Origin of the sequence: Eubacterium sp. OM08-24 (assembly GCF_003438075.1) — a bacterium.
In the GTDB taxonomy this organism is placed as follows: Bacteria; Bacillota; Clostridia; order Oscillospirales; family Acutalibacteraceae; genus Ruminococcoides.
The window spans coordinates 559,516-584,819 of sequence record NZ_QSTA01000001.1 but is presented as its reverse complement, the minus strand read 5'-3'; the positions used below and the strand labels follow the sequence as shown (position 1 = coordinate 584,819).

Below are 25,304 nucleotides of genomic sequence, written 5' to 3'. Positions count from 1 at the left end.
TATGAAAAAATCATCTTCAAGTCCTTTAAAAACAACCTTTAAGGTTACAATTTCCGGGGTGCTTTGTGCGTTTTCACTTGTACTGATGATGCTAACATCTTTAGTGCCGCTCGGCACATTTGCATTTCCATGTATGGCAGGCATTGTGCTGATGGTTGTTGTAATTGAGGCAGGTCACAGCTGGGCATGGGGAGCGTATTTATGCGTTTCTCTACTGTCGCTTTTCCTTGCGGGTGACAAGGAGGCAGTGGTTTATTATATAATGTTTTTCGGCTATTATCCGATAATAAAAGGAGCAATAGAGGGAAAAATTAAAAACAAAATCACGCAGTATGTCTTAAAATATCTTGTGTTTAACGCGGCTGTAATCGGTGCGTTTTTTATAGCGGCATTTTTATTGGCTGTACCTATGGAGGAATATACAATAGCCGGTATGTATGTTCCGTGGCTGTTTTTGCTTGCAGGTAATGTATTCTTTATAATTTACGACCTTGCGGCAACAAAGCTCGTAACATACTACATAGTTATTTTGAGAAACAAACTTATTAAACCTAAATACAGAAAATGACAGAGGTAATTTTATGAAAAAAGCAAGTGCCAAAAAATTAATAATTCCTTTTCTTATTGCTGTTTTACTGCTTTTTTCGTTGCCTGTAAATGCGGCTGAGATTAACGATTCGGTTCAAACCGTAAGTGCAAGCGTTACAAGCGGAGCACAAGGCTATGTAAACGATGACGGTGTAAATCTTCGTTCGGGTGCAGGCACAAGCTATGCCGTTGTGACTGTAATGCCGTACAATACGGAGTTTACCTTTGATGACGCAACACTTTACAACGGCGAGTGGTACAAAATAACCCTTACCGATGGCACAAAAGGCTATATTTACTATGAGTACGCCTCTGTAAAGGAAAGCCAAAACGATAAGGTTATTGGCAGTGGCTACATAAATGCAAGCGATGTAAATATGAGGTCGGGAGCAGGTACGGGTTATTCTGTTATTACTACTCTTGACTACGGCACTGCTTTGACGGCAATTTCAAAGAGCGGCGACTGGTATTATGTTGAGCTTGACGGCGGCATAAAAGGCTATGTTTATGCCGATTATGTAACAATTAAGAGTGACGAGCCGCAAAGAAAAGGACTTTCTAAAACAAGTCTTACCATGTATCGTGGCAATTACAGCAGCTTGTATGTAAACGGCGCAAACAGCGTAAGCTATTCTTCGTCAAATTCAAGCGTTGTGTCGGTTACATCAGACGGACTTTTGTATGCAAATGCCACAGGTTCGGCAGTTATTACCGCAAGATATGGCGGTGTTTCTGAGTCATGCTATGTAACGGTTTCAAGCGGCAGTTATGTAGGTATTTCAGATTCAACCGTTAGCATAAACAAAGATAAGTCAGTTTTCCTTACCACAGATTCATATGTTGATTGGAAAACCTCTAATCCAAATGTAGCCACTGTTGATGACGGCATTGTCTATGCAAAAAATGAAGGTGTTGCCGTAATTTCGGCAGAAACAAGCGACGGTGCTGGTACTTGCATAGTAACGGTAACTAAAACTGCGCCTGTCCGTTTTGTTTACGCATCTCCTAATTCAGCTCCGCTGAACAGCCTTGTTACGCTGAATGCCATTACTGATAATACAAAACGAGGTTTGTACTTTATTATTACAAACGGCACAAAAAGCTATACACTTCATGCAGATTCCATTCAAAAAGAGGGAAATCACTATATATGGTCGGCAGGAGTAGTTCTTAACTCATCGGGCAAGTGGAGCTACACAGCTTACTCTCTTGCCGAGAATGAAAATTCTTATAAAACGGTAGAGGATGACGCAGATGGTGAGGTATTTGTTACCTCATCTACCGATACTACCACTGCGGTACTCGGCGAACGCAGAGCAAGTGATGATATAATTTCTCTTATTGCAAACTATGAGGGATTTTTACCAAATGTAACTCCCGATTATATCACAGGTGACGCAACCTTGGGTTATGGCAAGGTGGTATGGTCAGGCGAACAGTTCTATAATAATCTTACAAGAACAGAGGCATATGCCTACCTTTGTCAGACGGTGAACAGCGGCGGCTACACAACAAGAGTAAACAGATTTTTGCTTACAAATAATGTAAAATGCAATCAACAGCAATTTGACGCACTTGTGTGCTTTACATATAATGTAGGAGCATATGCAATAGATAATGACAGCGACTTATCTGATGTTTTGCTTAACACAACGGCTTTGCCTTCACAAAGTCCTGCCGCAGATGTGCAGGGTTATGTAAGCGGCGACGGCGTAAATCTTAGGAGCGGTGCGTCAACTTCATACTCGGTTGTAACCGTTATGTCTTACGGCACAAGCTTTACATTTGCAGACGGAAATCTGTATAACGGTAATTGGTATAAAATAAGACTTACAGACGGTACTGTCGGGTACATATATTCCGATTATGCGTCGGTTGTATCGGCAAGCCGAAGCCTTGATAATGTAAGTAAGTCGGCTTTTGCGAGAAACTTTTTTGCATATCATCATGCCGCAGGCGGATGCTATGAGGGATTGTTGTACCGCAGAGTTGACGAGGCAGAGGTGTTCTTTTACGGTGACTACATAAGGGACGGCTACGAAAACAAATATGGCTTTAGTTATACTTGTGTAAGTAACCCGAGCTTTGGTTTATAAATCATTTCGGATTTTTTCGCAATGATATAATGAAAGGGAGTATTGTAATGAAGAAAATCGGTTTTATAGGTGCAGGAAATATGGCAACAGCCATTATCGGCAGCCTTATGGGACAAAATGACGGCAAAGCGGATTTTATCAATGTATTTGACCTTGATAAAGACAAATGTGATATTATGAGCAAAAAAGGTATTAATATCAAAAAATCTGCGGTCGATGTAATGCTTGCAAGCGACATTACCGTACTTGCAGTTAAGCCACAGAATTATCCTGAGGTGCTTGAGGTGTTAAAACCTGAGGTTACAGAGAATAAAGTTTTTGTTTCTATTGCGGCAGGTATTTCTATCGCTTATGTTCAGACTCTTCTTGATTGCAAATGCCCTGTTGTCAGAGTTATGCCAAACACTCCGTTGTTGCTCGGCAAGGGCGCCTCGGCTCTTTGCCCGTCAGACAATATCTCTGAGGAAGATAAGCAGATAGTTTATAATATGTTTGCAGGCAGCGGTGTATGTGAATACATTACAGAGGAGCATATGAACGAGATTATATCTGTAAACGGCAGCAGTCCGGCTTATATTTATCTTTTCGCAAAGGCTATGGCTGATTATGCTCAGGAGTGCGGCATAGATTATGACAAGGCTATGAACCTTATTTGCGCTACACTTGAGGGCTCGGCTAAAATGCTCAAAGAGAGTGGCGACAGCGCCGATACACTTATTAAAAAGGTTAGCTCTAAGGGCGGCACTACAATAGCGGCTCTTGACTGCCTTGAGAGCCTCGGCTTTTATGATGCCGTTAAAAAAGGTATGGCTGCCTGCACAAAGCGAGCAGAGGAGCTTGGCAAATAAGCGTTAAATAATGAGCATACACGCAAAACATTCTGCATATTTTTATTTAGGATAATTATATGGAGGAATGTTTTGTGAAAGGCTTTATATTTTCACTTAAAAGAAAAACAGATTTAATACACAACAGCAGGTTTTCATTTTCGGCGCAGGATATTAAATATTACATAAAAAGATATGGGGTATATGCAGCTTTTATTTTTGTGCTGATAGTCGGACTTGCCTGCGGTACTGTTTATGCGATTTCAACTGACAGTCAAATGCTCAGTTCGCTTGATTTTTTGTTTTTTACAAACCTTGATGCAAGGCTTACACAAAATGTTATAAGTACATTTTGCGCCTGCTTTGCGTCAGACTTTGTATTTTTGTTTTCAATATTTTTACTTGGATTAACCCCTTGGGGAATACCTGTTATGCCTTTTGTTGTACTTTTAAGAGGATTTGGTACGGGAATAACAGCCGGATATTTATTTTCGGTGCATTCTGTTAAGGGAATAGTCTTTTATCTTTTTGTATTACTTCCCGGCACATTTTTGTTTTGTCTGGCACTTATATTGTTTGCTGCTGCCGCTTTTTATTCGTCCGGAAAAATCTTTTTCCAGATTATTGCAGATAAAAACGGCGGTGGGTCTTCGCACAGGTATATTTCAGACTTTCTTTCAAGAGGAGTAAGCTGTTTGATACTTGCTTTTCTTTCTGCCGTCCTTGACGCTGCGTTATGGGGAGTTTTTGCGGGGAATTTTAATTTTTAATCCTTTGGAGGTCGAACAATGGCAGGTAAAAAAGCAAAGTTTGCTTTGGCTGATTTTTTCAGCAACCTATTTTCTAATTTTGGCAGAATCGTTCTTACCAATCTTATTTTTGCAGTGCCGCTTGCGGTTTTCACCGTGGCTTTTTATTTTCTTGACAGTGCGCTCAAGTTAAACGGATATTTCATTTTATTACTTGCAATAATTCCTATTTCACCGTTTTTTGCAGGTGTAACGCTTGTTACTTCTCGACTTGCAAGAGGGCAAGAGGAACTTGAGGTATTTCCTACATTTGTTGAGGGTGTAAAAAGCAACTGGAAAAGATTTTTGTTCCATGGTGTGGTTACATATTTTGCTGTAATTTTCAGCTATTTTTCTATAAGGCTTTACAGTGCTATGATTTCTAATCCGAATATGGATTCTTTCTTTTTGGTAATGCTTTATGTTTGCTTGATTATTTCAATAATTATTACGGTAGCCTTTCTTTTTATTTTTTACTATGTGCCGTCAATGACGGTAACCTTTGAACTGTCGCTTAAAAATATCTATAAAAACAGTGCGCTTATGTCATTTGGTGAGTTTAAGCACAATATAATCGCCACCTTCGGACTTTTTGTGGTCGCACTTTTATGCGCTACAATACTTCTTTTTGTCGGCAATGCAAACAGCAGTATAGCTCTTATCATAACAACGGCAATCCTAATGGCGTTTTTTGTGCCTACGATTGTTTCTTATGTAATTAATGCCTCGGTATATCCCGGTATGTATAATCTTATGACAGAAAAGGAAAAGCGTTCTAAGAAGATTGATAAGAAAATGGATAATCGCCGTAAGGGACAGTTTATTGATGACGAGGAAGAGGAAAATCATATTAATGATGAATTTCTTGACCTTGACATTGAAGAAAACAAAGACGGTGACGAGTATATTTTCTATAACGGAAAAATGGTTAAGAGAAGTGTAATTATAAAGATGAAAAGAGAGAAAGCAGAGGGAAAGTCTGATGAAAGCTAAACACGCTGAAAAAACGCATAAAATTACAATCAGTCTTTGGCTTTTTATTGCAATCATTGCCGTGTTGGTTTTGCTTATTGTAGGTATTACTTTTTATTCGGTTAATCGTGAGCTTAATGCCGAGAATAACAGCACTGCAACTGCCACACAACAGGTGCAGACTACAAATATTTCTACCCAGCCCACAACCGAGCAGGCTACTGAGAATGCAGCAGTTGAAACTACTCAGCCTGAAACAAAAGCAGAAGAAACTACTGCCGAGCAGACTACACAGTCTATTGCGGTAAGCGGTGCTGAAAGTGCGGATAAAGATCTTAACTTTGATGCTGAGATGTATCCGTATAAGGCTTTTGATAATGAGGGAAAGCGTGACGCATCACTAAAAGAGGTGTTCGGTTCTGTTTATGGCGGCGAGGGAATTACCTTTGATAAAAACGGACTTTTCTCTGATAACATTACACAAACTGAGTATAACTTTGGTGCTTATACAGTGACTGACGGTGTTATCAATATGACATATTCAAATGATAAGAATAAATCGGCGGAGATTATTTCGTATAACGGAAATGTTCCGAGTGAGATTAAAATTGATTATGTAGGCTATGATGTTTATTTTAAAATTAGAAGTGCAGATTAATGAGCAAAAGTAAAAAATCCAAAAAGAAAAAGAATGTAAATCCTGTGGTAAATTCTAAGCGCAAAGCAAATACTAAAAAAGCGATTATCGCTACAATAGCCGTACTTTTGATTGCGGTAGTTGTGTGTGCACTTTTGCTTTCAATTAAGAATAATAAAAGTGACATTTCTAATACCGAGTGGGTATCTTCAAGTGCCGTAAACGCAAGCGGTGACGAGGTAGAAATGGCAGAGGTTTACAACACAAACTACACTACATATAAAGGCTCGCTGTCTTTTAAAGATGACGGTACTTTTTCGTTGTGGCTTACTCCGGGTACTGCTGAGGACGGCACTCATTCGGGTAAATATTCTGTATCGGGAGATACAATTACAGCCATTTTTGACGACGGAGAAACTACTACCGATTTTAAAATTCATAGAAAAGGCGAAGAAATAGACTCTATTTCCCTTAATTATGAGGATTACGAAGTTTATTTTACATCAAATAAATAATAGCAAAGCAAAGGCTGTCACACTTATGTAGTGGACAGCCCTTTTTGTTATAATGAAAATTTTTGTTTAAATAAAATTTCAATCAGTTCTGCGGTTTTTTCATATCCAAAGTCATTTGATTTAACAGTAAGATTGTAATTTTTTGCATTGCCCCAGTCGGTATCTGTAAAGTATTTGCAATGAGCCGAGCGCTCTTGATTTACTTTCCTTACCTGACGGGTTGCATTTTCCTTTGAAAGATTATCTCGTTCGCTTACCTTTTTAATCTCGCTCTCCTTATCGGCAGTAATAAACACATTATACAGATGTTTTTTATTTCTGAGAATGTAGTTTGCAAGTCTGCCAACGATTACGCAGTTTTCGCTTTTTGCTATACTCTTAATTACATTTTCTTCCTTATTAAACAAGCTGTTAATATTCGGAACTGCATCTTCACCGTTCGGCTGATACCATTCAAAAAAGTCATTAAGAATTGATTTGTCGAGAGTTTGCTCATTCTTTTTTATGTATTCGGGTGAATAACCGCTTTTTTCCATTACGAGCTTGATAAGCTCTGTATCATAATATTTATAGCCAAGTCGGTCTGCAAGAATTTTTCCGATTTCTCTGCCGCCACTGCCGTATTCTCTTGAAATAGAAATTACATATGTCGGTTTGTTGTCGTCTGACTCAGCAATATCGTCTGCGACTTCAATCTTGCCTAAGAGCCTATCTCTGTATTTTCCGAATGCTTTATTTATAATGCCGAGAATAAATCCAACAAGGAAAGCCGCAATTACTGTTCCTATGCCAACACTGCCAAGACCATGAATGAAAATAAGACAAGATACGCCCGAAACAATAACCATAGTAATATCAAAAGCAATCTTTACCTTTGAAAATTCTATTTTTGTAACCTGTGAAACCGCACTCATTACTCCTTCACCTGCAAGCGGAATAACATCGGCAGGCAGATACAGAAAAATACCGATTGCTACAATGCAAGCACTTATGAGAACCATAATGATTCTTATAACCAAGTTGTCGGTATCGGGAAAGAAACTTGCCAAGTAGTTGCAAAAGGTTGTAAAATATCCAAAAACAACTCCGACAGGAATTTGTAAAAGACTGATTAATTTAAAATTCTTTCTGAGAATAATTAACTGAATAAGCACCAAAACAATATGAAACAATATTGTTGCTTTTCCCATTTCAATTCCCCATATGCAGGTCATTGTGTAGGGAATAGAGCTTACAGGCGATACGCCAAGGTTAGATTTTACCGAAATCGCTATGCCTATTGTCATTATAAACAAGCCGATTAGGTACATAGGCAATCGCACTTTCATATTTTTTAAATTCATTTATATTTCCTCCTTTTCATTTGCTATCATATTTTCATAAACTCGCATAAGCAAATCATTTAATTGATGTTTTTCATCTTCCGAGAAATTCTTAAGCGCAGTGTTTTCTACCTTATCAAATTTTTCATTTAGGTATTCAATATATTTTTTGCCCTTTTCTGTCAAAAAAACATACAGCGAGCGCCTGTCACCGTTTAACATTTTGCGCTCAATATAGCCTTTGCTTTCCATACCCTTTAAAATAACAGTTATGGATGCAGGCTCAATGTGGCAGCCTTTTGCAATCTCTTTTTGCACACAGCCGTTGTGATTTTGCAGATAGTCAAGTATTTTCGGCTGGCCTGGGGTAAGCTCTGAATCCTTTATACTCGTAACCAGAGATTTTTGTACTAAAAAATGATCTGACATAAGCAGGTAGTGTATAGACTCCAATATAAATCACCTCAATAGTTATAATTCTAATAGTTAAAATCCTAACTAATTATAAACTTATGATTTCGGAAAATCAATATTTTGACGAATATTCTCGCTTTTATACAAAATTATTGTGTTTGCTTTTTGTAATATATGAAAATAGAGTCGATTATTATCGCTTTTATTGACAAAGAATTTTTGCAGTTATAATATGAATATATTATTATTTTTAGTTAGGGGTTATAAGATGAAAAAATCTAAAAAAGCTATTGCAACCATAATTGCTGCCGTAATGCTTACTTCTGCGTTTTCGGCAATACCTTTTACTGCAAACGCAGCCGAAGTAAATGTTCCAAAGGTTTCGCAGAGCAGAGATGCTGAGCATTATGTTATAACAAGCGGCGACTACCGCTATGAGAACATTGATGGCAAGTCAATTATTTTTTGGGAATACCTTGGCAGTGATACCGATGTAGTTATTCCGGAACAGATTGACGGCAAAACTGTAACTATGCTTGCTCGTGGTGCGTTTTATAATAAAACAAATTTGAAAAGCATCACTCTTCCCAAAACTCTTACATACATTAAGGGTTGTGCTTTTTGGGGTTGCACAAGCCTTGAAAGCGTAGTAATTCCGGACGGTGTTTCAACTATTGAAGAGTATGCCTTTACAGAGTGCTACAATCTTAAAAGTGTAACTATTCCTAAGAGCGTAACCTCAATTGGCGATAGATTATTCTTCCTTCTTAACTCAGACATTACAATTTATGGCTACGAAGGTTCGTATGCACAGAGCTATGTAAACTCTTACACCGATAGCAACAAGCTGAAATTTGTGGCTATTGATGGCAAAAAGGTACTCAAGGGCGATGCAAACGGTGACGGCATTGTAAATGTTTCTGATGTTACACATATGCAGTTCCATATTTCGGGTTCTAAAAATGATGACGGTACACCTATGATAGATGAAAGCGACAAGGCGGTACTTGAGGCACTCGATCTCAACGGTGACGGTCAGCTTACAGTATCTGATGCAACTGAACTTCAAATGTATATTGCAGCTCAAAATTAAAATTTCAAATATCTTACAAGCAAAAAGTGCAGCTCGTATGAACTGCACTTTTTGCTTGCTGTAATTTTGTTTTTATTCTGATACAGAATTTTCTATAATTTTTTCGGCACACTTAATTCCGTCTACTGCGGCTGAAATAATACCGCCTGCGTATCCTGCGCCCTCACCGCAAGGGTAAAGTCCTGCAATCGCTACGCTTTGCAAATCTTTATTTCTCATAATTCTGATTGGGGAAGAACTGCGTGTTTCTACACCTGTAAGTATTGCGTCACCGTAAGCAAAGCCATGCAGTTTTTTATCCATTTGAATAATCGCCTGTCGCATAGAATTAGTAATAAAATTCGGCAAGCAGTTGTCAAGGCTTGTTGGGGTAAAATTAGGGCCGATAGTCGGCTTAACATCACCGATTTTGGTGCTTGCATTATTGTCAAGAAAGTCACACACTCTCTGAACAGGTGCGTTGTAATTTTCTCCGCCTGCCACAAAAGCCTTGCTTTCAAGCTCTCGCTGAAAGTACATTCCTGCCAGCGGACTGTCGGAAGAAAAATCGGCAGGAGTAACTCCTACAAGTAAAGCGGCATTTGAATTTTCTTCATTTCTTGCAAACTCGCTCATACCGTTTGTGCAAAGGCGGTTTTCCTCACTCGAGGCATTTACTACCTTTCCGCCCGGACACATACAAAATGTATAAACACCTCTGCCGTTGTCAAGGTGAACATTCGTTTTATAGTTTGCTGCGCCGAGCGACTTGTTGCCTGCAAATTTTCCGTATTGTGATTTATCAATCATTTCTCTATGGTGCTCAATTCTTGCACCTACCGAAAAAGCCTTCGCCTCAATAGGAATAGCTTTCTCGCTTAGCATTTCAAAAGTATCTCTTGCGCTGTGACCGATAGCAAGAATAATTGCGTTTGTTTCTATTACCTCGGCAGTGCCGTTATGCTCAACCTGCGCACCTGTAATTACATTATTTTTTTCTGTAAAACCTACAAGTTTTGTTTCAAACATTACCTTTCCGCCAAGTCGGATAATTTCATTTCGTATGCTTTTTACAGTAGGTCTTAATTTATCAGTGCCGATGTGGGGCTTTGCATTATAAAGTATTTCTTCGGGAGAGCCATGCTTTACAAATTCAATAAGCACCTTGCGCTGACGGGTATCCTTTGTGCCCGTTGTGAGCTTGCCGTCTGAAAAAGTACCTGCGCCGCCCTCGCCAAACTGCACATTGCTTGTTGTGTCAAGAACACCGCTTTTCCAAAAGTTATGCACATCTTCGGTTCGTGAGTCAACATCTCTGCCTCTCTCCACAAGAATAGGATTAGCACCGCTCTGCGCAAGAATGAGCGCCGCAAAAAGGCCCGCAGGGCCAGCGCCCACAACAACAGGACTTACTGTACCTTTAAAGTCATTTACATTATATTCGTATTTTTCTGTAATTTCAGCATTCTTGAATTTTTTGCAGATTTTCTCTTCATTTATAATCAGTTCTGCCTCAACAGTGGCAAGAAAAAATATATTGTCCTTTTTTCTGGCGTCAACCGAGCGTTTGAAAATTGTGCAGCTCTTAAAAAACTTTTTATCAACATTAATTGATTTAGCCGCCTTATTTAAAACGGTTTCACTTGTGTAGTCAAGTGGCAAGTGTATGTTATTTATTCTTATCATAAATTTTCTCCTGTTATAATTCCGCTCGCAAAAGCAAAATGCAGATTAAATCCACCGCAGTCACCGCATATATCAAGTGCCTCGCCGCAGATGAATAGATTTTTTACAATTTTGCTTTCAAATGTATAGTTGTTTACTTCACTGCCGTTTACTCCTCCGAGCATTACCTGAGCTTTTGAAAAATCTTTGCATTGTTTACATTCAAATTTCCAATTTTGTATAATATTTGCAAGCGCTCTTATTTCTTTATCGCTGAGCCTTTTGCATATTTCAGTCATTGGCTTATCGGTAACGCTTTTCAAAAGGGCAATTCCAATATTTTTATGGAACAGACCTGTAAAGTAATTTTCTATCGGCTCATTTGCAAACAGCTTTTTTCTATCGTTAAGTAGATTTAATAATTCTATATAGGAATAATCTTTTGCAAGATTAACTGAAATAAGAGGGCTTTTCACTTTTGGCAATAGGGTGGTAAGATTAAACACGCAAATTCCCGAAAGTGCGCTGTCGGTAAACTGAACCTCGCCGACCTCTGATTTTACGGCTTTGCTGCCGTCAAAAAGAGTGACCTCTGCTTTTGCTCGTATTCCTTTAAGGCTTTTTATACAACAGCTATTAACCTGAATGGGGCAGAGGGCAGGAGAAACGGGTGCGATTTTATGACCGAGATTTTTAATTACATCAAGTCCGAGCCCTGTACCGCCTGCACTTGGAAACGCCTTGCCACCGCAAGATATAACAATCTTTTTAGAAACATAGTTGCCGTTGTTGGTTTTTATAGTAAAAGTGCCGCTCTTTTTGCGGATAAGTTCAACTTTACATTCGCAAATTATTTCAATATTGAGCCTTTTAATTTCCATTAACAACACATCAAGTACAGCGCTTGCTTGTCTTGAGTGAGGATACACAAGCCCGTTTGATTCTGTATCGCAAACAAGACCGAGTGCAGAGAAATATGCCATTAGCTTATTAGCTGAATATCGTTTAAGAACAGGGGCAACATCAAAACTGCCATGGTAAAAATCTTTATTTACATTTGTATTTGTAAGATTACATCTGCCGTTGCCTGTAACGAGAATTTTTTTACCCGCTTTTTTCTGAGCCTCAAGTATTGCGATTTTTAAATCTTTGTTTTTCCTTTTTGCCGAAATTGCCGCTGCAAGTCCGCTTGCGCCTGCGCCGACAATAATTACATCGTAAATTGTATTTGTCAAAGTTATCATCCTAAAAAATAGGGCAGCTTTTGCTGCCCGTAAGATTTTTATTTTGGAGCAAATATAGCGCTCAGTCCGCCAAAAAGTCCCATACTTGCGAGTCCCATAATTATACCTGCAAGTATTACGCCGAGCATAACAGCTATAACGCTTGACTTAAAGTCCATATCAAGCATACTTGCGGCAAGTGTACCCGTCCATGCACCTGTACCGGGAAGTGGAATGCCTACAAACAAGAGCAAAGCGAAGAATAAGCCTTTGCCTGCCTTTGCCTGCAATTTTTTGCCGCCCTTTTCGCCCTTTTCAAGGCAGAATTTAAAGAATTTGCCTATGAATTTTTTATCACTGCCCCAAACAAGTACCTTTCTTGCGAAAAAGTATATAAAAGGTACAGGGAGCATATTACCTAAAATTGCGAGGACATACACCCAAAACAAATCAAGCTGCATTCCCACACCAAACGGAACAGCTCCTCTGAGTTCAATGAGAGGAACCATAGAAATCAAAAACACTAAGATATAGTTTAACAAAACAATACCCCTTTCAATTTAAAAAGCTATTTAACAGTATAACAGAAATACATATATATTGCAATTTGTTTTTTATCTAAAAAACACCGTCTTTTCCTTGATTTTTTAACACACATTTAAAATATCTCATTTCCTTAATAAGCCGATTGACATATTATGTAGATTTGTGTAAAATAATACGAGGTGACTAAAAATGGATACTTACAGTTGCAGTAAAAAAGTAAAAGCAATTTTAATAATAATCACACTTGCACTTGTGGCATTTGCCTTTATTCACTCTTCAATGCCTGCCGATATTTCGGAGGAGGAGAGCGGAAATGTTCTTGAGTTTTTGGAAAAATTTTTATCCTTTATCGGATTCACTCCCGACCTTACAGACCATATAGTAAGAAAAGCTGCGCATTTCAGCGAATACACCGCAATAGGCGCAATGCTTATGTCGTGCGCATTTGCATTTGATAAACTAAAACCATACAAATACTATATTAATGTAATGTTTTGTGGACTTGCCACAGCTGTATGTGACGAAACAATACAGCTCAATGTTGAGGGCAGGGCAGGAATGATTACCGATGTGCTGCTTGATTTTTCGGGTGTACTCTTCGGTTCGCTCATTATGCTTGCAGTGTTTATGATTTATAAAAAGCATTTTGTTTCTAAAATAAAAATAACGAATTAAAAAGAGAAAGGATATGAATAACGAATGGAAAATGTAAAAGAAAACAAAATGGGCACTATGCCTATGACAAAACTTATTCTTACAATGTCGTTGCCGGCGATTTTTTCAATGACAATTATGGCAATGTATAATGTAGTAGACAGTATCTTTATCGGTCAGTACAGCCAGGAGGGACTTAACGCAACTTCTCTTGCTTACCCCTTGCAAATGTTGCTGATTGCCGTAGCTGTCGGTACAGGCGTTGGCATTAACTCGCTTGTATCAAGACGACTTGGCGAAAAGAATTTTGAAGAGGCAAATGAGGTTGCAACTCATGGTATGCTCCTCAGCTTACTCAGCTATGTAATATTTCTCATTCTCGGACTCGTGATTTCAAGACCGTTTATGATGCTTTACACAACAAATGAAAATATTATTGAGTACGGCACACAATACCTTACAGTAGTTCTTTGCTTTTCGCTCTTTGCAATTATAGAAGTTACAATCGAAAAAACATTGCAGGCTACGGGCGATATGATTTTTCCAATGTTGTTTCAGCTTACAGGTGCCGTAATCAATATTATTTTTGACCCGCTTTTGATTTTCGGTGTAGGCCCGTTCCCTGAACTTGGTGTAATGGGTGCAGCAATAGCTACCGTATTCGGACAGTTTTGCAGTATGATTTTTGCCTTGCTTATAATTTTCTTAAAATCTCATATGATAAAAATTACATTTAAAAATTTTAAATTCAGTATGCAGACCATTAAGAATATTTATGCCGTTGGTTTCCCGTCTATTATTATGCAGTCAATCGGTTCGATTATGATTGTCGGATTAAACGGTATTCTCGCATCATCCGAGGCATCAGTAACAGTGCTTGGTGTATACTATAAATTACAGAGCTTTGTATTTATGCCTTGCTTTGGTCTTAATCAGGGTGTTATGCCGATTATCGGTTACAACTACGGTGCAAGAAACCGCAAGCGAGTATATTCCGCACTCAAGCGTGGTATTATTATCGGCGTAATTATTATGACCTTGGGAACTATTGCAATGTGGGCAATTCCGGAGCAGCTTATTTCAATGTTCGGCGGTACAGATGAGCTTATGAAGATTGGTGTTCCGGCATTCAGAATTATAAGCCTTTGCTTTATTCCTGCTGCAGCCGGCATTATCTTTACCACATTGTTTCAGGCTGTCGGAAAGGGTATCAGAAGTCTTATTATGTCTTTTGCCCGTCAGCTCGTTCTCATTTTGCCGATTGCTTTTATATTCTCAAAAATTTGGGGACTTGACACTGTATGGTATGCTTTTCCGATTGCCGAGATTTTCTCGCTTGCAATTGCGATTGGTTTCTTTATAAACCTTGTAAAAGGCGATTTTAAAAAGTTAGGTTAATTTTGTCCACCTCAGTGCATATATTTGCATTGAGGTGGTTGTTTTGACAGAAGAAAATTTTACAAACGAAATTACATACGATGACGGTTGGCAGAGTGCGTCTTGCCCCGAATATTCCGTTCCTGCCAATACAGAAACAGAAAGTGATGGCACAATGGAGGCTGTGCCTAAAAAACGAAAAAAATCGCACAATTCACAGGTGCTCATTACAGCTCAGCTGATAATTTGCCTGTTAATCGCTTTGGCAGCAGTTATAATAAAAACAATCGGCGGAGATTTTTATGCCGATACTCGTCAGTGGTACTACGGTGAGCTTAACAAGTCGATTATAGCAAAAGATATTCCGGATGATTACAAGTTATCCGAAATTTTCGGCACTGCGACTGACGATGAAATTTAAAATACTTAATATCAAATTCTGTATTTCCTACACCTTGCTTTGTCTTATTGCGGCTTGCATTATTCTTGATATATTCAGCGATTTTGTAATGTGCTGTTTTGCCGTTGTAATTCACGAATCGGGGCATTTGGCTATGATGCTGATTTTCGGGAGCAAACCAACCAAAATCAGCATTTCTTTATTTGAAATTGCAATAAATGACGAGTGCCGACAGCAAAGAAGTGATTTACAGAATTTTTTAATAGTATTTTTCGGCCCTTTTGCGAATTTTGTTTGTTTTATTATAATTTTTCTGCTATACTTATATAGCGGAATAGATTTAATGAAATTTGCTTATGTAAATTTATCATTATGCCTTTTAAATCTGCTCCCCGTTATGTCATTTGACGGAGGGCAGCTGTTGTATATTTTGCTGAGCCGCAGGTTTTCAAGCACTACGGCTGAAAAGACAGTAAATATTGTAACTTTTATCGCACTATTTCCAATAGCAGTGCTGGGTTTTATAATTCTGTTTAATTCCGATTATAATTTTTCGCTGTTGTTTGTATGCGGTTATATTATACTTTCATTAATTTTAAAAAATAACAGGTATTTCTGACGGAGGTAATACAATGGTCAGCAAGGAAGTAGAAAAACTTTTGCTAAAGGTTCAAAAGCCGGGCAGATATGTTGGCGGAGAGCTTAACGCAGTCGTAAAAAATAAAAAAGATGTTGATGTGAGGTTTGCTTTCTGCTTTCCTGATACCTACGAAGTGGGAATGTCACATCTCGGTATGAAAATCCTTTACAGCCTTTTTAATTCAATTCCGTACATTTGGTGCGAGCGAGTTTTTGCGCCCTGGATTGATATGGAAGAGGAAATGATTAAAAACAATATTTCGCTTTATGCACTCGAAAGCGGAGATCCCGTATCTGAATTTGATTTTATTGGCTTTACCTTGCAGTACGAGCTTAGCTTTACAAATGTGCTCAATATGCTCAAACTTTCGGGTGTGCCGATTAATTCATCCGACCGAAAAGGTCTAAAGCAGATTGTTGTTGCAGGCGGTCCATGTGCCTGTAACCCTGAGCCTATCGCTGATTTTATCGACCTTTTCTTTATCGGCGAGGGTGAAGAGGTAGACCTTGAGGTTATGGAGCTTTACAGAAAGTGCAGAGATGAGGGCAAATCAAGAGAAGAGTTTTTGATTGAGTGCGCTCAGATTGAGGGTGTGTATGTTCCGTCACTCTATGATGTGCAGTACAACGAGGACGGCACAATCAAGCAGTACATTCCAAAGTGTGGTGCGCCTGCTGTGGTGCATAAGCGCCTTATGAAAAAAATGGACGAAAGCTACTATCCCAACAATTTCGTAGTTCCTCTTGTGGAAATTGTGCACGACAGAGCGGTGCAGGAGATTTTTCGTGGCTGTATTCGTGGCTGTCGATTCTGTCAGGCAGGCTTTATCTACCGCCCTGTACGAGAGAAATCGCCCGAAGTCATCAATAAGCAGTGCCGAGCCTTGTGCGATAATACAGGCTATGACGAGGTGTCGCTTTCTTCGCTCAGCTCAAGCGACTATACACAAATAGTGCCGTTGCTTACTAAGCTGAACGAGTGGAGCAAAGACGAAAAAGTCAGCATATCTCTGCCGTCATTGCGTGTAGACGGCTTTACCGATGACATTATGAATAAGATAAAAACAGTGCGCAAGAGCGGACTTACCTTTGCTCCTGAGGCAGGCAGTCAGCGTATGCGTGATGTTATCAATAAAAATGTTCAGCACGATGAATTGATGCAGACCTGCGCAACAGCGTTTGCAGGCGGTTGGACTACCGTAAAGCTGTACTTTATGATTGGTTTGCCAACAGAAACTATGGACGATGTAAAGGCTATTGCCGACCTCGGGCAGGCGGTTGTGGATACCTATTATCATTGCCCCACAAAGCCAAAGGGCAAGAGCGTGCGAGTTACGGTTTCTGCCTCATCTTTTGTGCCAAAGCCGTTTACGCCGTTCCAGTGGCACGGACAGGATACAATTCCTACCCTTCATGCAAAACAACAGCATATTAAAGAGAGCATTACCACCCGTAAAATTCAGTTCAATTACCACGATGCCGACACAAGCTATCTTGAGGCGGTGTTTGCTCGTGGCGACAGAAAGCTATGCAAAGCTATGGAGCTTGCCTGCGAAAAAGGCTTTCATTTTGACGGCTGGGGCGATTGCTTTGATTTGCAGAAATGGCTTGATATTTTTGACGAATGTGGCATAGACCCGACTTTCTATGCAAACCGTCAGCGCTCCTTTGACGAAGTATTCCCATGGGATCATCTTGATTACGGCGTAACAAAGGAATACCTTATTAAAGAATGTAAAAAAGCATATGAAAATACAACAACACCGCATTGCCGACTAAAGTGCAATAACTGCGGTGCAGCAAAATACGGGGAGGGTGTGTGCTTTGAAAAACGCAAGAGTTTGGTTTAAAAAGGATAACGAGTGCCGTTATATATCGCACCTTGACTTAAACCGCTGTATGTTAAGAGCATTGCATAAGAGCAAAGCGCCGATATGGCATACAGAGGGATTTAATCCGCACCCGTTCGCTACATTTCCACTGCCGCTTTCACTCGGTTTTAGGGGAATAAACGAGTGTATGGATATAAAATTAATAGAAGATATTTCTGATGAGGAATTAATAAACAACTTAAATGCCTGCCTGCCGCAGGGAATAAGAGTTTTTGCCGTTACAGAGCCGATTATGAAAGCAGGCAAAATCGCATTTGCGAGCTTTAATATCAAAATCACAAGCGACGCATTAAACTCGCATAAGGTTTATACTGCGCTGAAAGAGCTTTTGGAAAGCGAAGAAATTATGCTTGAAAAGAAGTCGAAATCGGGATACAAGACCGTTGATTTAAAAAAAAGCATTAAGGAATATTCTTTATCCGAGAAATCCGACTTTACCGAGCTTGAAATTACACTTTCGGCAGGCAGTACCGATAACGCCAACCCTAACCTTGTTATAAAATCATTGGAAAATGCAACGGGTGAGGAGTTTTACGCAGATATTACAAGAGAGGATTTATATAATTCTGATATGGAATTATTTAGATAAGCTATGTTTACATTCACAATACGAAATGCAAATTCATATTAAGTAATTTTTAACGGCGGAATTGACGAGGAATTTGAAAAACTTGAAGATGAAATCAATGCAAAATTTCTTGAGTATATCAAATTGTATTCAACCTTTTGATTTTTGATAAAACTCACAATGTTTCACATATTATTGTACTTCTATTCATATAATCATCACAAAGCAGGGTTATTATATAAGCACAATAAAGCTAATAAGACATTTTCATAGATTTTCCTCTTCTAAATTTTTTTAACCAATGCAGTGGCCGACATAGTCGGTCACTTTGCATTTTACCGAAAACGGAGCAGTTATGTATTATTATTCTCTGAACGAATATTTAAAAAACACCTTTGGCGAAAAGGTGTATAAAATCTCACTTGACGGCGGTATGACTTGCCCTAACCGTGACGGCAAAATTGACACCCGAGGCTGTATTTTTTGCAGTAGGGGAGGTTCGGGCGAATTTTCCGCAAGCAGAAATCTCAGTATAACCGAGCAGATAGCGCAGGCAAAGGAGAGAATATGCAGGAAAACCGATTGCAAAAAGTTTATTGCGTATTTTCAGCCGTTTACAAATACCTATGCGCCTGTTGAGTATCTCGAAAAAATTTTTACCGAGGCTATTGCGCCCGATGAAATTGTGGCGCTTTCTGTTGCCACTCGTCCCGACTGCCTGCCCGACGAAGTTATCGGTTTGCTGTCAAGGCTCAATAAAATTAAACCCGTATGGGTAGAGCTTGGATTGCAGACTGTTCATAAAAGCACGGCAGACTATATTCGCCGTGGATATGACTTAAGCGTGTATGATGATGCCGTAAAGCGATTGCACAAAGAGGGGATAAGCGTAATAACCCACATTATTATAGGCTTGCCAAATGAAACCGATGATATGATAGTTGAAAGCGCAAGGTATGCAGGCGAATGTTCTGACGGCATTAAGTTACAGCTGTTGCACATATTAAAGGGTACCGACTTGTGCGATGAATATTATAAGGGTAATGTTTCTGTACTTTCGCTTGAAAAATATACCGAAATTCTTGTAAAATGCCTGCAAGCTATTCCAAAAACAACAGTAATACATCGTCTTACAGGTGACGGCGACAAAAATATTCTTGTCGCACCCATGTGGAGCGCAGACAAAAAGCGTGTGCTTAACTACATTAATAAGGCAATCAGAGAAAGTGAGTAAAAGTATCAATAAATTTGAAAAAAGTCTTGATTTTCACTTTTCTATTTGATATAATAATCATTGTCTTTGGAGAGATGTCCGAGCTGGCCGAAGGAGCATGATTGGAAATCATGTGTACGGTAATCACCGTACCAGGGGTTCGAATCCCCTTCTCTCCGCCATAATTTTAAAAAAGTCTTGTCGATTTCGGCAAGGCTTTTTCTTTTGGTATAATGCTTTATTGTAAAAAATATTGCTGAAAAAGTGCGGTTGTAATAAATAAGTACAAAACTAACGCAAATTATGCATATTGACAGCAAAAATTTTTTATTATAAAAAATTTATAAAATTATAATTCTTTGAAGTAATTTAAAATATTATTATTGCACAATAATTATATATATGATTTGTATATAATTAATAAAGAAAAGTCAAAATCGACAAAACATCAAAAAAATATTGAAATAAAAACCTAAAAATGTTATAATGTTAAGGAATAAAAATATGGGTTAGTATACGGTCTGACTGCCGAATACAGCAAACTCACCGAAGGTCAGTCGGTAAAAGCGGTCGCCGTCAAAGCAAAACTTCCCTCTCGGACGGTTCAGACTTATTCGGCTCATATATTTCAATTTTTTTAATGGAGGTAATAAAAAATGAAAACTAATTTCAAGCGTATTGGCAAACAGTCGATTTCTATTGTGCTTGCTGTTATGATGATGCTTTCGACTATGCTTGTCGGTATGGTTACTTCGAATGCGGCGGATAAAAGTACCACACTTTATTTTGCTTATTCCGGATCGTATGAAGTTTGGCCAGAAAACTTGGGTGGTACTGAATCAGGTTATTGGTACCCAGCTACTGCTGTTTCTGGAAAAACATTTGAAGGAAAACAAGTGTATTCTTGTAATCTTTATAATGATAGTAATGGTGTCAATTTACATTTTAAGCAAGGCGATAATGTAAAAGAAAATATAAGAGACATAATTAAAAATGAATCAATTAATAATTACACTTCCAAGATATATGTTGTAAATGATGCCGGTAATGGAGGAGAGTGGAAAGATTACTCAACTTCTACTACCACTCATAAAGTAACTGCAAACTTCAGAAATGCAACTGTAAACCTTGGTGACACTACTCTCACAAGCGGTACTGCTGTAACTGTTGATAATGATAAATCTTATACACTTACAGTTGAACCTAACAGAGGCTATTCACTTTCAAAAGTAATGCAGGGTAGCACTGATCTTGGTACAAGCGGTACTTATACTTTGGCTTCCGGTACTGATGATGTTACCATTGATATTACTACTGAAAACAGTACGTTTGATCCTTCAAATACTGTATATTTGAGAATGGATAGTGATTGGACTTCTCCTTATGGCGTTCATATTTGGAAAAACGGGGGAGATGTTTTAACAAAATGGAATGACTATCCAAAAATGACATATATAACAACTGATGAAGATGGTTATGATATATATGGATTTACACCGACTACTGGAAGTTTAAGCGATTACGATTGTATTATTTTTAGAGCAGACAGCAGTGGTACAAAAAAGGCTGAACAAAATAGAGTACCATTAGCAGGTAAAGTTTACAGTGCAAAAAACGGTACTTGGTCAACATATGGCAGTACAGTACCTACCACTAAATACAATGTAACTGTTGATTCAAATATCACAAACGGTAAAGTTGAAACTTCTGCTACCTCACTTGCGGCAGGAAAGACATTTACAGTAACAGCCACACCGAATGACGGTTATGAGCTTGATGCTATTACTGTAAAAGATGCAAGCGATAATCCTATCAATCCTAACAGTGACGGTTCTTACAAAATGCCTGAAAGCAATGTAACTGTTTCTGCTACATTTGCACCAAAACCGGATTGCCGTTTAGGCTTTGGTTATGCAACAGGCAGTAGTGATACAATGGGTACTTTCAGCTGTTCGAGCAATGGCACTTCTATAGTTGAAGGCGCACATCCGTATGGTACAGAGGTAACATTTAATGCTGTTGCTAAGGAAGGTTATGTATTTAAAGGTTGGTACTCAGATATCAACGGTACAAGCGATTGCCTTTCAACAAATACAACATACACATTTAAACTTACAAAAGACACTGATGTATTTGCAAAGTTTGCTGAAGCTACAGGTGCTGTGATTCCGAATCTTTACCTCATTTACAGCGACAGCAGTTCAAACCCGAGTACTTTCACAAAGTATCTCAACCTTTACTGTGATGCAGATGGACAGGTGTATGCTTACTTTGACAGCGCAGACTTTGACACCTCTAAAACATATTGTTTTATGATTTCTAATTCAGCAGGTAAGTCAACATCATGGGAATATGCGTATGATAATTACAATAATTCCGAAGCTTTTGCTAATGAATCTAATAAAAAGTATCTTGACTGCGGCAAAAGCGACCATTGGTTGCCTAAGGAAGGCACATCTTCCAGTGTACAAGTATTTTTCGCAAGGTTTAGAGTACTTGATGATTATGCAGATACTATTTCAAGCGTAAAGGTTAACCTCGGTTACTACAACGGTACTGACATTGTTGAGAGTTCAACTGACTCTACAAAGGCTACAACTTATGAGATTATTCCTGATGCTACAGGCACAGTTTCTTCGAGAGTTAAAGTATATGCTAAAGACGGTACTGTCAGAGCTAAATATCAGAAGTACGCTGATATGGCAGATACTGTAATTTCTTACACAGGCGATGATGTAACTAAGAAGAAATCTGCTGATTATTATGAAGAAGGCTACGCAAAGTTAGGCTCAACAATTACAGTTACAACTACAATTGCAAAGCCTTACAGAAGCGAATACTATGTAAAAGCATTCTCTGTGAACGGCTATTCTTACGGCATAATCAACAGCTCGGCTGCTGATAAAGCAAACGGTGTTTATTCATTTGAATATACGGTTCCTGAGGATTGCACAGATAAGTTTATCGAAATCACACCTGTTTACTACTACATTGATGACAAAGATACCGTTACATTCTATGTAGAGGGCTTTGACGAAACAGTACAGAAAAAGTGGGGCAACACAGTTGCTGTTCAGGCTTGGTACACAAACGGTGTAGATGAACAAAAATACGTAGATGGCGTATTAGAAGGCGAATATAATTCTCCTAATAAGAATGCGCTTGGCGGTTATCCCGGTCAGCCTTTGGTATACGAGGGTGGTAAATATTCAATGCAGATTCCTAAGTACCTTAACGGTAATGTTACAAATAAGGTATCAGGTATCACATTGAACAACTATATCTGGGATAGTATCCATAGTGGTAATTTTAAAGACCAGATTAATGATAACTGCCAGACTTATGACTATGACGACTTCTACAAGCTTTCTGAAACTAATGATGTAGATAATATTATCTTCGACTTCCGTTACAGAACTACAACAGATAACAAGCCTTCACAGGCAGGTTTAAGCAGCTCTACTTATAATAAAAAAGAGCTTGAACCGCTTAAGGATTACTATGGTAATATCGTTGACATCTTTGGAAATATTCTTTCAAAAGATTGGACTGCTGCTTATGACAGCAATTATCTTACAGTAATATCTAACGGTTATAAGGAAATTAAAAATATTGGTAAATATGCTACCGAGTGGTCAGTATATGACCATGAAGGTAAATACATTACTACAATCAACTGTTCTAGCCTTATTGATAAGAGCAAGGTTGACCCTACTTACAAGGAAGCTTATGAAAAACTCGAGTTATATGCTAAATATCCTGTAATGATTGCTTATGAAAAGTCAAATTTCGGCGGTGATGATAAGGGTACTCGTGCTGACGGCCGTTGGTATTTCTCTAAGAAAGCTCAGAAGATTTCCGCTAATGTTAAGATTGAGTACAAAGCAGACGGTACTTCTCCGTTTGTTGAAGATGCATTTGTTGAAGGCAGCAATGTTGGTGTAAATACTAAAGCTCAGGCTTACTTTACAAATGCTGATTCCAACGGCAAGACAACTTGTCAGGGTATAGTCGACGGCGGTAACTTCAGTGTTCATGCTCAAACAGACGCCAATGCTAATTACTATTTCATTGGCTGGTACCTTAAGACCTCTGACGGTTATTCATTCATTACAAATGAGTCCGATGCTGACTTCCCAATGACAAACAACGCAACTTATGTTGCTCGCTTTATTCCAACTCCAAGCGGCACATTAACACTTTCACACACATTGCTTGCAGGCTCTGCAGATGGCAAAACTTTTATTAAGGCAGACATCGTTGACAAGACCGGTGCTGTTAAAGCTACAATTGCTGAAACTTCAGGTAACCTTGTAGTTCCTGCAAGATATGTTGTCTATACAAGCGAATACAGCATTAAGGCTACACTTAGAACTGTTCCTTACGGTAATGATACTGTTGAAGATTTCTATAACAGCAACAAGGAACATTACAATTCAGGTGTAACAGGTACAGGCGAAAAGACTTACGAGGTTAGTAAAACAATTAAGGAATTGTTTGAATCATATGAAGATGTTGATCATAATACTTCATACAGACTTATCAAGTCAAACATTCCGTTCTATTCAAATATCAAATCAAATCCACTCGAATACACGATTACTTACACTTATGAAACAAGACTTGACGGTAAACAGAGTTATGTTATTAAGGATAAAGTATCAGGTATTGAGTTAGAGGAAATGTGGGCTGCAAATGAAGCTGCCAATCTTAAGAAAGATCAGCTTAGCAAAGAATTCATCACAAAGAAAGCTCCGTTTGTATCTAACTTCAGAAATGAGATTAAGTGGGATATTGATCATGCAGTAATCAAGGGCTATATCGCTACTGTTGATGCTACTACTAAATCTTCAGATCTTACAATTACAGCACTTGCTGTTGACGATGGATGGACAAAACCTGAAACTGTTAAGTATGGCGAATTGGCTGTTTCAAACGGTGAGTACCTCTACAAGACAGGCACAACCGAGTTCCCTGATACTATTAAGTATTCAACCGCAGATGACGCTCCTGAGTATGAACTCAGCTACTGGGCAATCTTTGATAACAGAGATAGCGCACAGCAGTTTAGCGATGCAGTTAAGAATTATATGGCTAATCCTAATACAGATATGTCAGTAAGATTAACAGAACTTTCTAAGCTTGACGGTTATAAAAACCTCATTGCTAAGTCATATTCTAAGGAATATAACTATGTAAGCTATCAGAACTACTATATCGTTCCTGTATATGCAGACAGATTTGCTAAGGAAGATATTAAAGAGGCTCAGGCAAGCATCAGACTCCTTGAGTACACAAGAAACCAGTGGACAACAGGCGACGGTGTAAAGGGTGACGGCGAAACACTTAATACAGGTGCTACTAAGACCGATTACCTCTACACAGACTTTGCTCTCAGCTTTGATAAGGATCAGGAACTCATCAAGAATAATGCTAATATCAAGGTTGGAGTTGCCTTTGAAGTCGTTGCAAAATATAACGATATTAATGATCTCAAGTCTTATGAAACAACTTCTAATAAAGATGCTATTGGCAATTTGGTTAAGGATGCAACTGCAAACGGTAAGGTAGGCACTTATAAAGTTGATAGCGAAAGTGCTGACAGAAATGTTTACAGATATGAGATTAAGAACTCAAATATTTCTGTAAAGAATAGAATTGAGTACTACTTAAGATTCAAGAACAGTGAAACATCACAGCAGAATGTTATGAAGGTTTACTCATATATTTATGATACAGTTTCAGGAAAGATTTACTTAAGTGATCCTGTTTATATGAATATGTATGATATCGGTAACCTTACATATATTACTTCTGACTTAGCAAACATCAACTTGGGTCCTGACGCAACAGTTTGATGATTTGAATTTTTTGGCAGGGCAGAGTAAAATCTGCC

General features: G+C 38.5%; 21 protein-coding genes and 1 tRNA gene. 17 read left to right on the top strand and 5 right to left on the bottom strand.

Annotated features, from left to right (window positions below; all coding sequences use genetic code 11):
* Position 1 precedes the first annotated feature (1 nt).
* From DXC23_RS02895 to DXC23_RS02865, 7 genes are all read left to right on the top strand, one after another.
* Positions 2-568: a hypothetical protein gene (locus DXC23_RS02895; protein ID WP_117704685.1), complete on the top strand. Its 567-nt coding sequence runs from the start codon at positions 2-4 to the stop codon at positions 566-568.
* A 13-nt stretch (positions 569-581) separates the two neighbouring features.
* Positions 582-2,684 (top strand): SH3 domain-containing protein, encoded by a 2,103-nt coding sequence (locus DXC23_RS02890; protein WP_117704684.1) that lies wholly within the window; start codon positions 582-584, stop codon positions 2,682-2,684.
* A gap of 47 nt (positions 2,685-2,731) precedes the next feature.
* A complete protein-coding gene (proC, locus tag DXC23_RS02885) occupies positions 2,732-3,532 on the top strand; it encodes a pyrroline-5-carboxylate reductase (protein ID WP_117704683.1) in 801 nt (266 codons plus the stop codon).
* 74 nt (positions 3,533-3,606) lie between these two features.
* Positions 3,607-4,281 (top strand): stage II sporulation protein M, encoded by a 675-nt coding sequence (locus tag DXC23_RS02880; protein ID WP_158552415.1) that lies wholly within the window; start codon positions 3,607-3,609, stop codon positions 4,279-4,281.
* A gap of 18 nt (positions 4,282-4,299) precedes the next feature.
* The gene (locus DXC23_RS02875; RefSeq protein ID WP_117704681.1) at positions 4,300-5,292 is read left to right on the top strand and encodes a DUF624 domain-containing protein; all 993 of its coding nucleotides are present in this window, start codon (positions 4,300-4,302) and stop codon (positions 5,290-5,292) included.
* A complete protein-coding gene (locus DXC23_RS02870; RefSeq protein WP_117704680.1) occupies positions 5,282-5,929 on the top strand; it encodes a hypothetical protein in 648 nt (215 codons plus the stop codon). The genes DXC23_RS02875 and DXC23_RS02870 overlap by 11 nt, the downstream gene beginning before the upstream one ends.
* The gene (locus tag DXC23_RS02865; RefSeq protein ID WP_117704679.1) at positions 5,929-6,423 is read left to right on the top strand and encodes a lipocalin family protein; all 495 of its coding nucleotides are present in this window, start codon (positions 5,929-5,931) and stop codon (positions 6,421-6,423) included. The genes DXC23_RS02870 and DXC23_RS02865 overlap by 1 nt, the downstream gene beginning before the upstream one ends.
* Before the next feature lie 47 nt (positions 6,424-6,470).
* Here the strand turns inward: DXC23_RS02865 and DXC23_RS12365 are convergent, their stop codons facing one another.
* Together DXC23_RS12365 and DXC23_RS02855 are read right to left on the bottom strand one after the other, a co-directional pair.
* The gene (locus tag DXC23_RS12365; RefSeq protein WP_158552414.1) at positions 6,471-7,766 is read right to left on the bottom strand and encodes a cytidylate kinase family protein; all 1,296 of its coding nucleotides are present in this window, start codon (positions 7,764-7,766) and stop codon (positions 6,471-6,473) included.
* A complete protein-coding gene (locus DXC23_RS02855; protein WP_242997384.1) occupies positions 7,767-8,198 on the bottom strand; it encodes a MarR family transcriptional regulator in 432 nt (143 codons plus the stop codon).
* Positions 8,199-8,427: 229 nt separating this feature from the next.
* On the opposite strand from DXC23_RS02855, the gene DXC23_RS02850 reads away from it, so the two are divergent.
* Entirely contained in the window at positions 8,428-9,252 is an 825-nt protein-coding gene (locus DXC23_RS02850) for a leucine-rich repeat protein (RefSeq protein ID WP_158552413.1), read from the top strand.
* Positions 9,253-9,324: 72 nt separating this feature from the next.
* On the opposite strand, the gene DXC23_RS02845 is transcribed toward DXC23_RS02850, so the two are convergent.
* Genes DXC23_RS02845 through DXC23_RS02835 form a run of 3 tightly spaced genes read right to left on the bottom strand, consistent with a single transcriptional unit; the run spans position 9,325 to position 12,628 of the window.
* A complete protein-coding gene (locus DXC23_RS02845; protein WP_117704677.1) occupies positions 9,325-10,917 on the bottom strand; it encodes an FAD-dependent protein in 1,593 nt (530 codons plus the stop codon).
* On the bottom strand, positions 10,914-12,131 hold the full coding sequence (locus DXC23_RS02840) for an aminoacetone oxidase family FAD-binding enzyme (RefSeq protein ID WP_158552412.1): 1,218 nt from the start codon (positions 12,129-12,131) through the stop codon (positions 10,914-10,916). The genes DXC23_RS02845 and DXC23_RS02840 overlap by 4 nt, the downstream gene beginning before the upstream one ends.
* A gap of 47 nt (positions 12,132-12,178) precedes the next feature.
* Positions 12,179-12,628: a small multi-drug export protein gene (locus DXC23_RS02835; RefSeq protein ID WP_117705058.1), complete on the bottom strand. Its 450-nt coding sequence runs from the start codon at positions 12,626-12,628 to the stop codon at positions 12,179-12,181.
* Positions 12,629-12,854: 226 nt separating this feature from the next.
* On the opposite strand from DXC23_RS02835, the gene DXC23_RS02830 reads away from it, so the two are divergent.
* The 9 genes from DXC23_RS02830 to DXC23_RS02790 all read left to right on the top strand — a co-directional run bounded on the left by DXC23_RS02830 (position 12,855) and on the right by DXC23_RS02790 (position 25,266).
* The gene (locus tag DXC23_RS02830) at positions 12,855-13,340 is read left to right on the top strand and encodes a VanZ family protein (RefSeq protein ID WP_117704675.1); all 486 of its coding nucleotides are present in this window, start codon (positions 12,855-12,857) and stop codon (positions 13,338-13,340) included.
* Between the two features lie 24 nt (positions 13,341-13,364).
* Complete coding sequence (locus DXC23_RS02825; protein WP_117704674.1) at positions 13,365-14,717, top strand: MATE family efflux transporter; 1,353 nt, start codon at positions 13,365-13,367, stop codon at positions 14,715-14,717.
* 43 nt (positions 14,718-14,760) lie between these two features.
* Positions 14,761-15,117 (top strand): hypothetical protein, encoded by a 357-nt coding sequence (locus DXC23_RS02820; protein WP_117704673.1) that lies wholly within the window; start codon positions 14,761-14,763, stop codon positions 15,115-15,117.
* Positions 15,107-15,715, top strand: coding sequence for a site-2 protease family protein (locus tag DXC23_RS02815; RefSeq protein ID WP_158552411.1), 609 nt, complete (start codon positions 15,107-15,109; stop codon positions 15,713-15,715). The genes DXC23_RS02820 and DXC23_RS02815 overlap by 11 nt, the downstream gene beginning before the upstream one ends.
* Positions 15,716-15,728: 13 nt before the next feature.
* Entirely contained in the window at positions 15,729-17,585 is a 1,857-nt protein-coding gene (locus DXC23_RS02810; RefSeq protein ID WP_117704671.1) for a TIGR03960 family B12-binding radical SAM protein, read from the top strand.
* The gene (locus DXC23_RS02805; protein ID WP_158552410.1) at positions 17,560-18,216 is read left to right on the top strand and encodes a TIGR03936 family radical SAM-associated protein; all 657 of its coding nucleotides are present in this window, start codon (positions 17,560-17,562) and stop codon (positions 18,214-18,216) included. Before DXC23_RS02810 ends, DXC23_RS02805 begins: the two co-directional genes overlap by 26 nt.
* Before the next feature lie 334 nt (positions 18,217-18,550).
* Positions 18,551-19,429, top strand: a complete 879-nt coding sequence (locus tag DXC23_RS02800) for a TIGR01212 family radical SAM protein (RefSeq protein ID WP_117704669.1) — start codon at positions 18,551-18,553, stop codon at positions 19,427-19,429.
* A 68-nt stretch (positions 19,430-19,497) separates the two neighbouring features.
* Positions 19,498-19,590 (top strand) — tRNA-Ser (locus DXC23_RS02795).
* Positions 19,591-20,064: 474 nt separating this feature from the next.
* A complete protein-coding gene (locus DXC23_RS02790; RefSeq protein WP_117704668.1) occupies positions 20,065-25,266 on the top strand; it encodes an InlB B-repeat-containing protein in 5,202 nt (1,733 codons plus the stop codon).
* Positions 25,267-25,304: the final 38 nt, after the last annotated feature.

Bases quoted from the DNA above. Each gene is read 5' to 3' on its own strand.
- DXC23_RS02895 (WP_117704685.1), top strand. From the start codon at position 2: ATGAAAAAATCATCTTCAAGTCCTTTAAAAACAACCTTTAAGGTTACA.
- DXC23_RS02890 (WP_117704684.1), top strand. From the start codon at position 582: ATGAAAAAAGCAAGTGCCAAAAAATTAATAATTCCTTTTCTTATTGCT.
- proC (WP_117704683.1), top strand. From the start codon at position 2,732: ATGAAGAAAATCGGTTTTATAGGTGCAGGAAATATGGCAACAGCCATT.
- DXC23_RS02875 (WP_117704681.1), top strand. From the start codon at position 4,300: ATGGCAGGTAAAAAAGCAAAGTTTGCTTTGGCTGATTTTTTCAGCAAC.
- DXC23_RS02870 (WP_117704680.1), top strand. From the start codon at position 5,282: ATGAAAGCTAAACACGCTGAAAAAACGCATAAAATTACAATCAGTCTT.
- DXC23_RS02865 (WP_117704679.1), top strand. From the start codon at position 5,929: ATGAGCAAAAGTAAAAAATCCAAAAAGAAAAAGAATGTAAATCCTGTG.
- DXC23_RS12365 (WP_158552414.1), bottom strand. From the start codon at position 7,766: ATGAATTTAAAAAATATGAAAGTGCGATTGCCTATGTACCTAATCGGC.
- DXC23_RS02850 (WP_158552413.1), top strand. From the start codon at position 8,428: ATGAAAAAATCTAAAAAAGCTATTGCAACCATAATTGCTGCCGTAATG.
- DXC23_RS02845 (WP_117704677.1), bottom strand. From the start codon at position 10,917: ATGATAAGAATAAATAACATACACTTGCCACTTGACTACACAAGTGAA.
- DXC23_RS02835 (WP_117705058.1), bottom strand. From the start codon at position 12,628: ATGGTTCCTCTCATTGAACTCAGAGGAGCTGTTCCGTTTGGTGTGGGA.
- DXC23_RS02830 (WP_117704675.1), top strand. From the start codon at position 12,855: ATGGATACTTACAGTTGCAGTAAAAAAGTAAAAGCAATTTTAATAATA.
- DXC23_RS02825 (WP_117704674.1), top strand. From the start codon at position 13,365: ATGGAAAATGTAAAAGAAAACAAAATGGGCACTATGCCTATGACAAAA.
- DXC23_RS02815 (WP_158552411.1), top strand. From the start codon at position 15,107: ATGAAATTTAAAATACTTAATATCAAATTCTGTATTTCCTACACCTTG.
- DXC23_RS02810 (WP_117704671.1), top strand. From the start codon at position 15,729: ATGGTCAGCAAGGAAGTAGAAAAACTTTTGCTAAAGGTTCAAAAGCCG.
- DXC23_RS02800 (WP_117704669.1), top strand. From the start codon at position 18,551: ATGTATTATTATTCTCTGAACGAATATTTAAAAAACACCTTTGGCGAA.
- DXC23_RS02790 (WP_117704668.1), top strand. From the start codon at position 20,065: ATGAAAACTAATTTCAAGCGTATTGGCAAACAGTCGATTTCTATTGTG.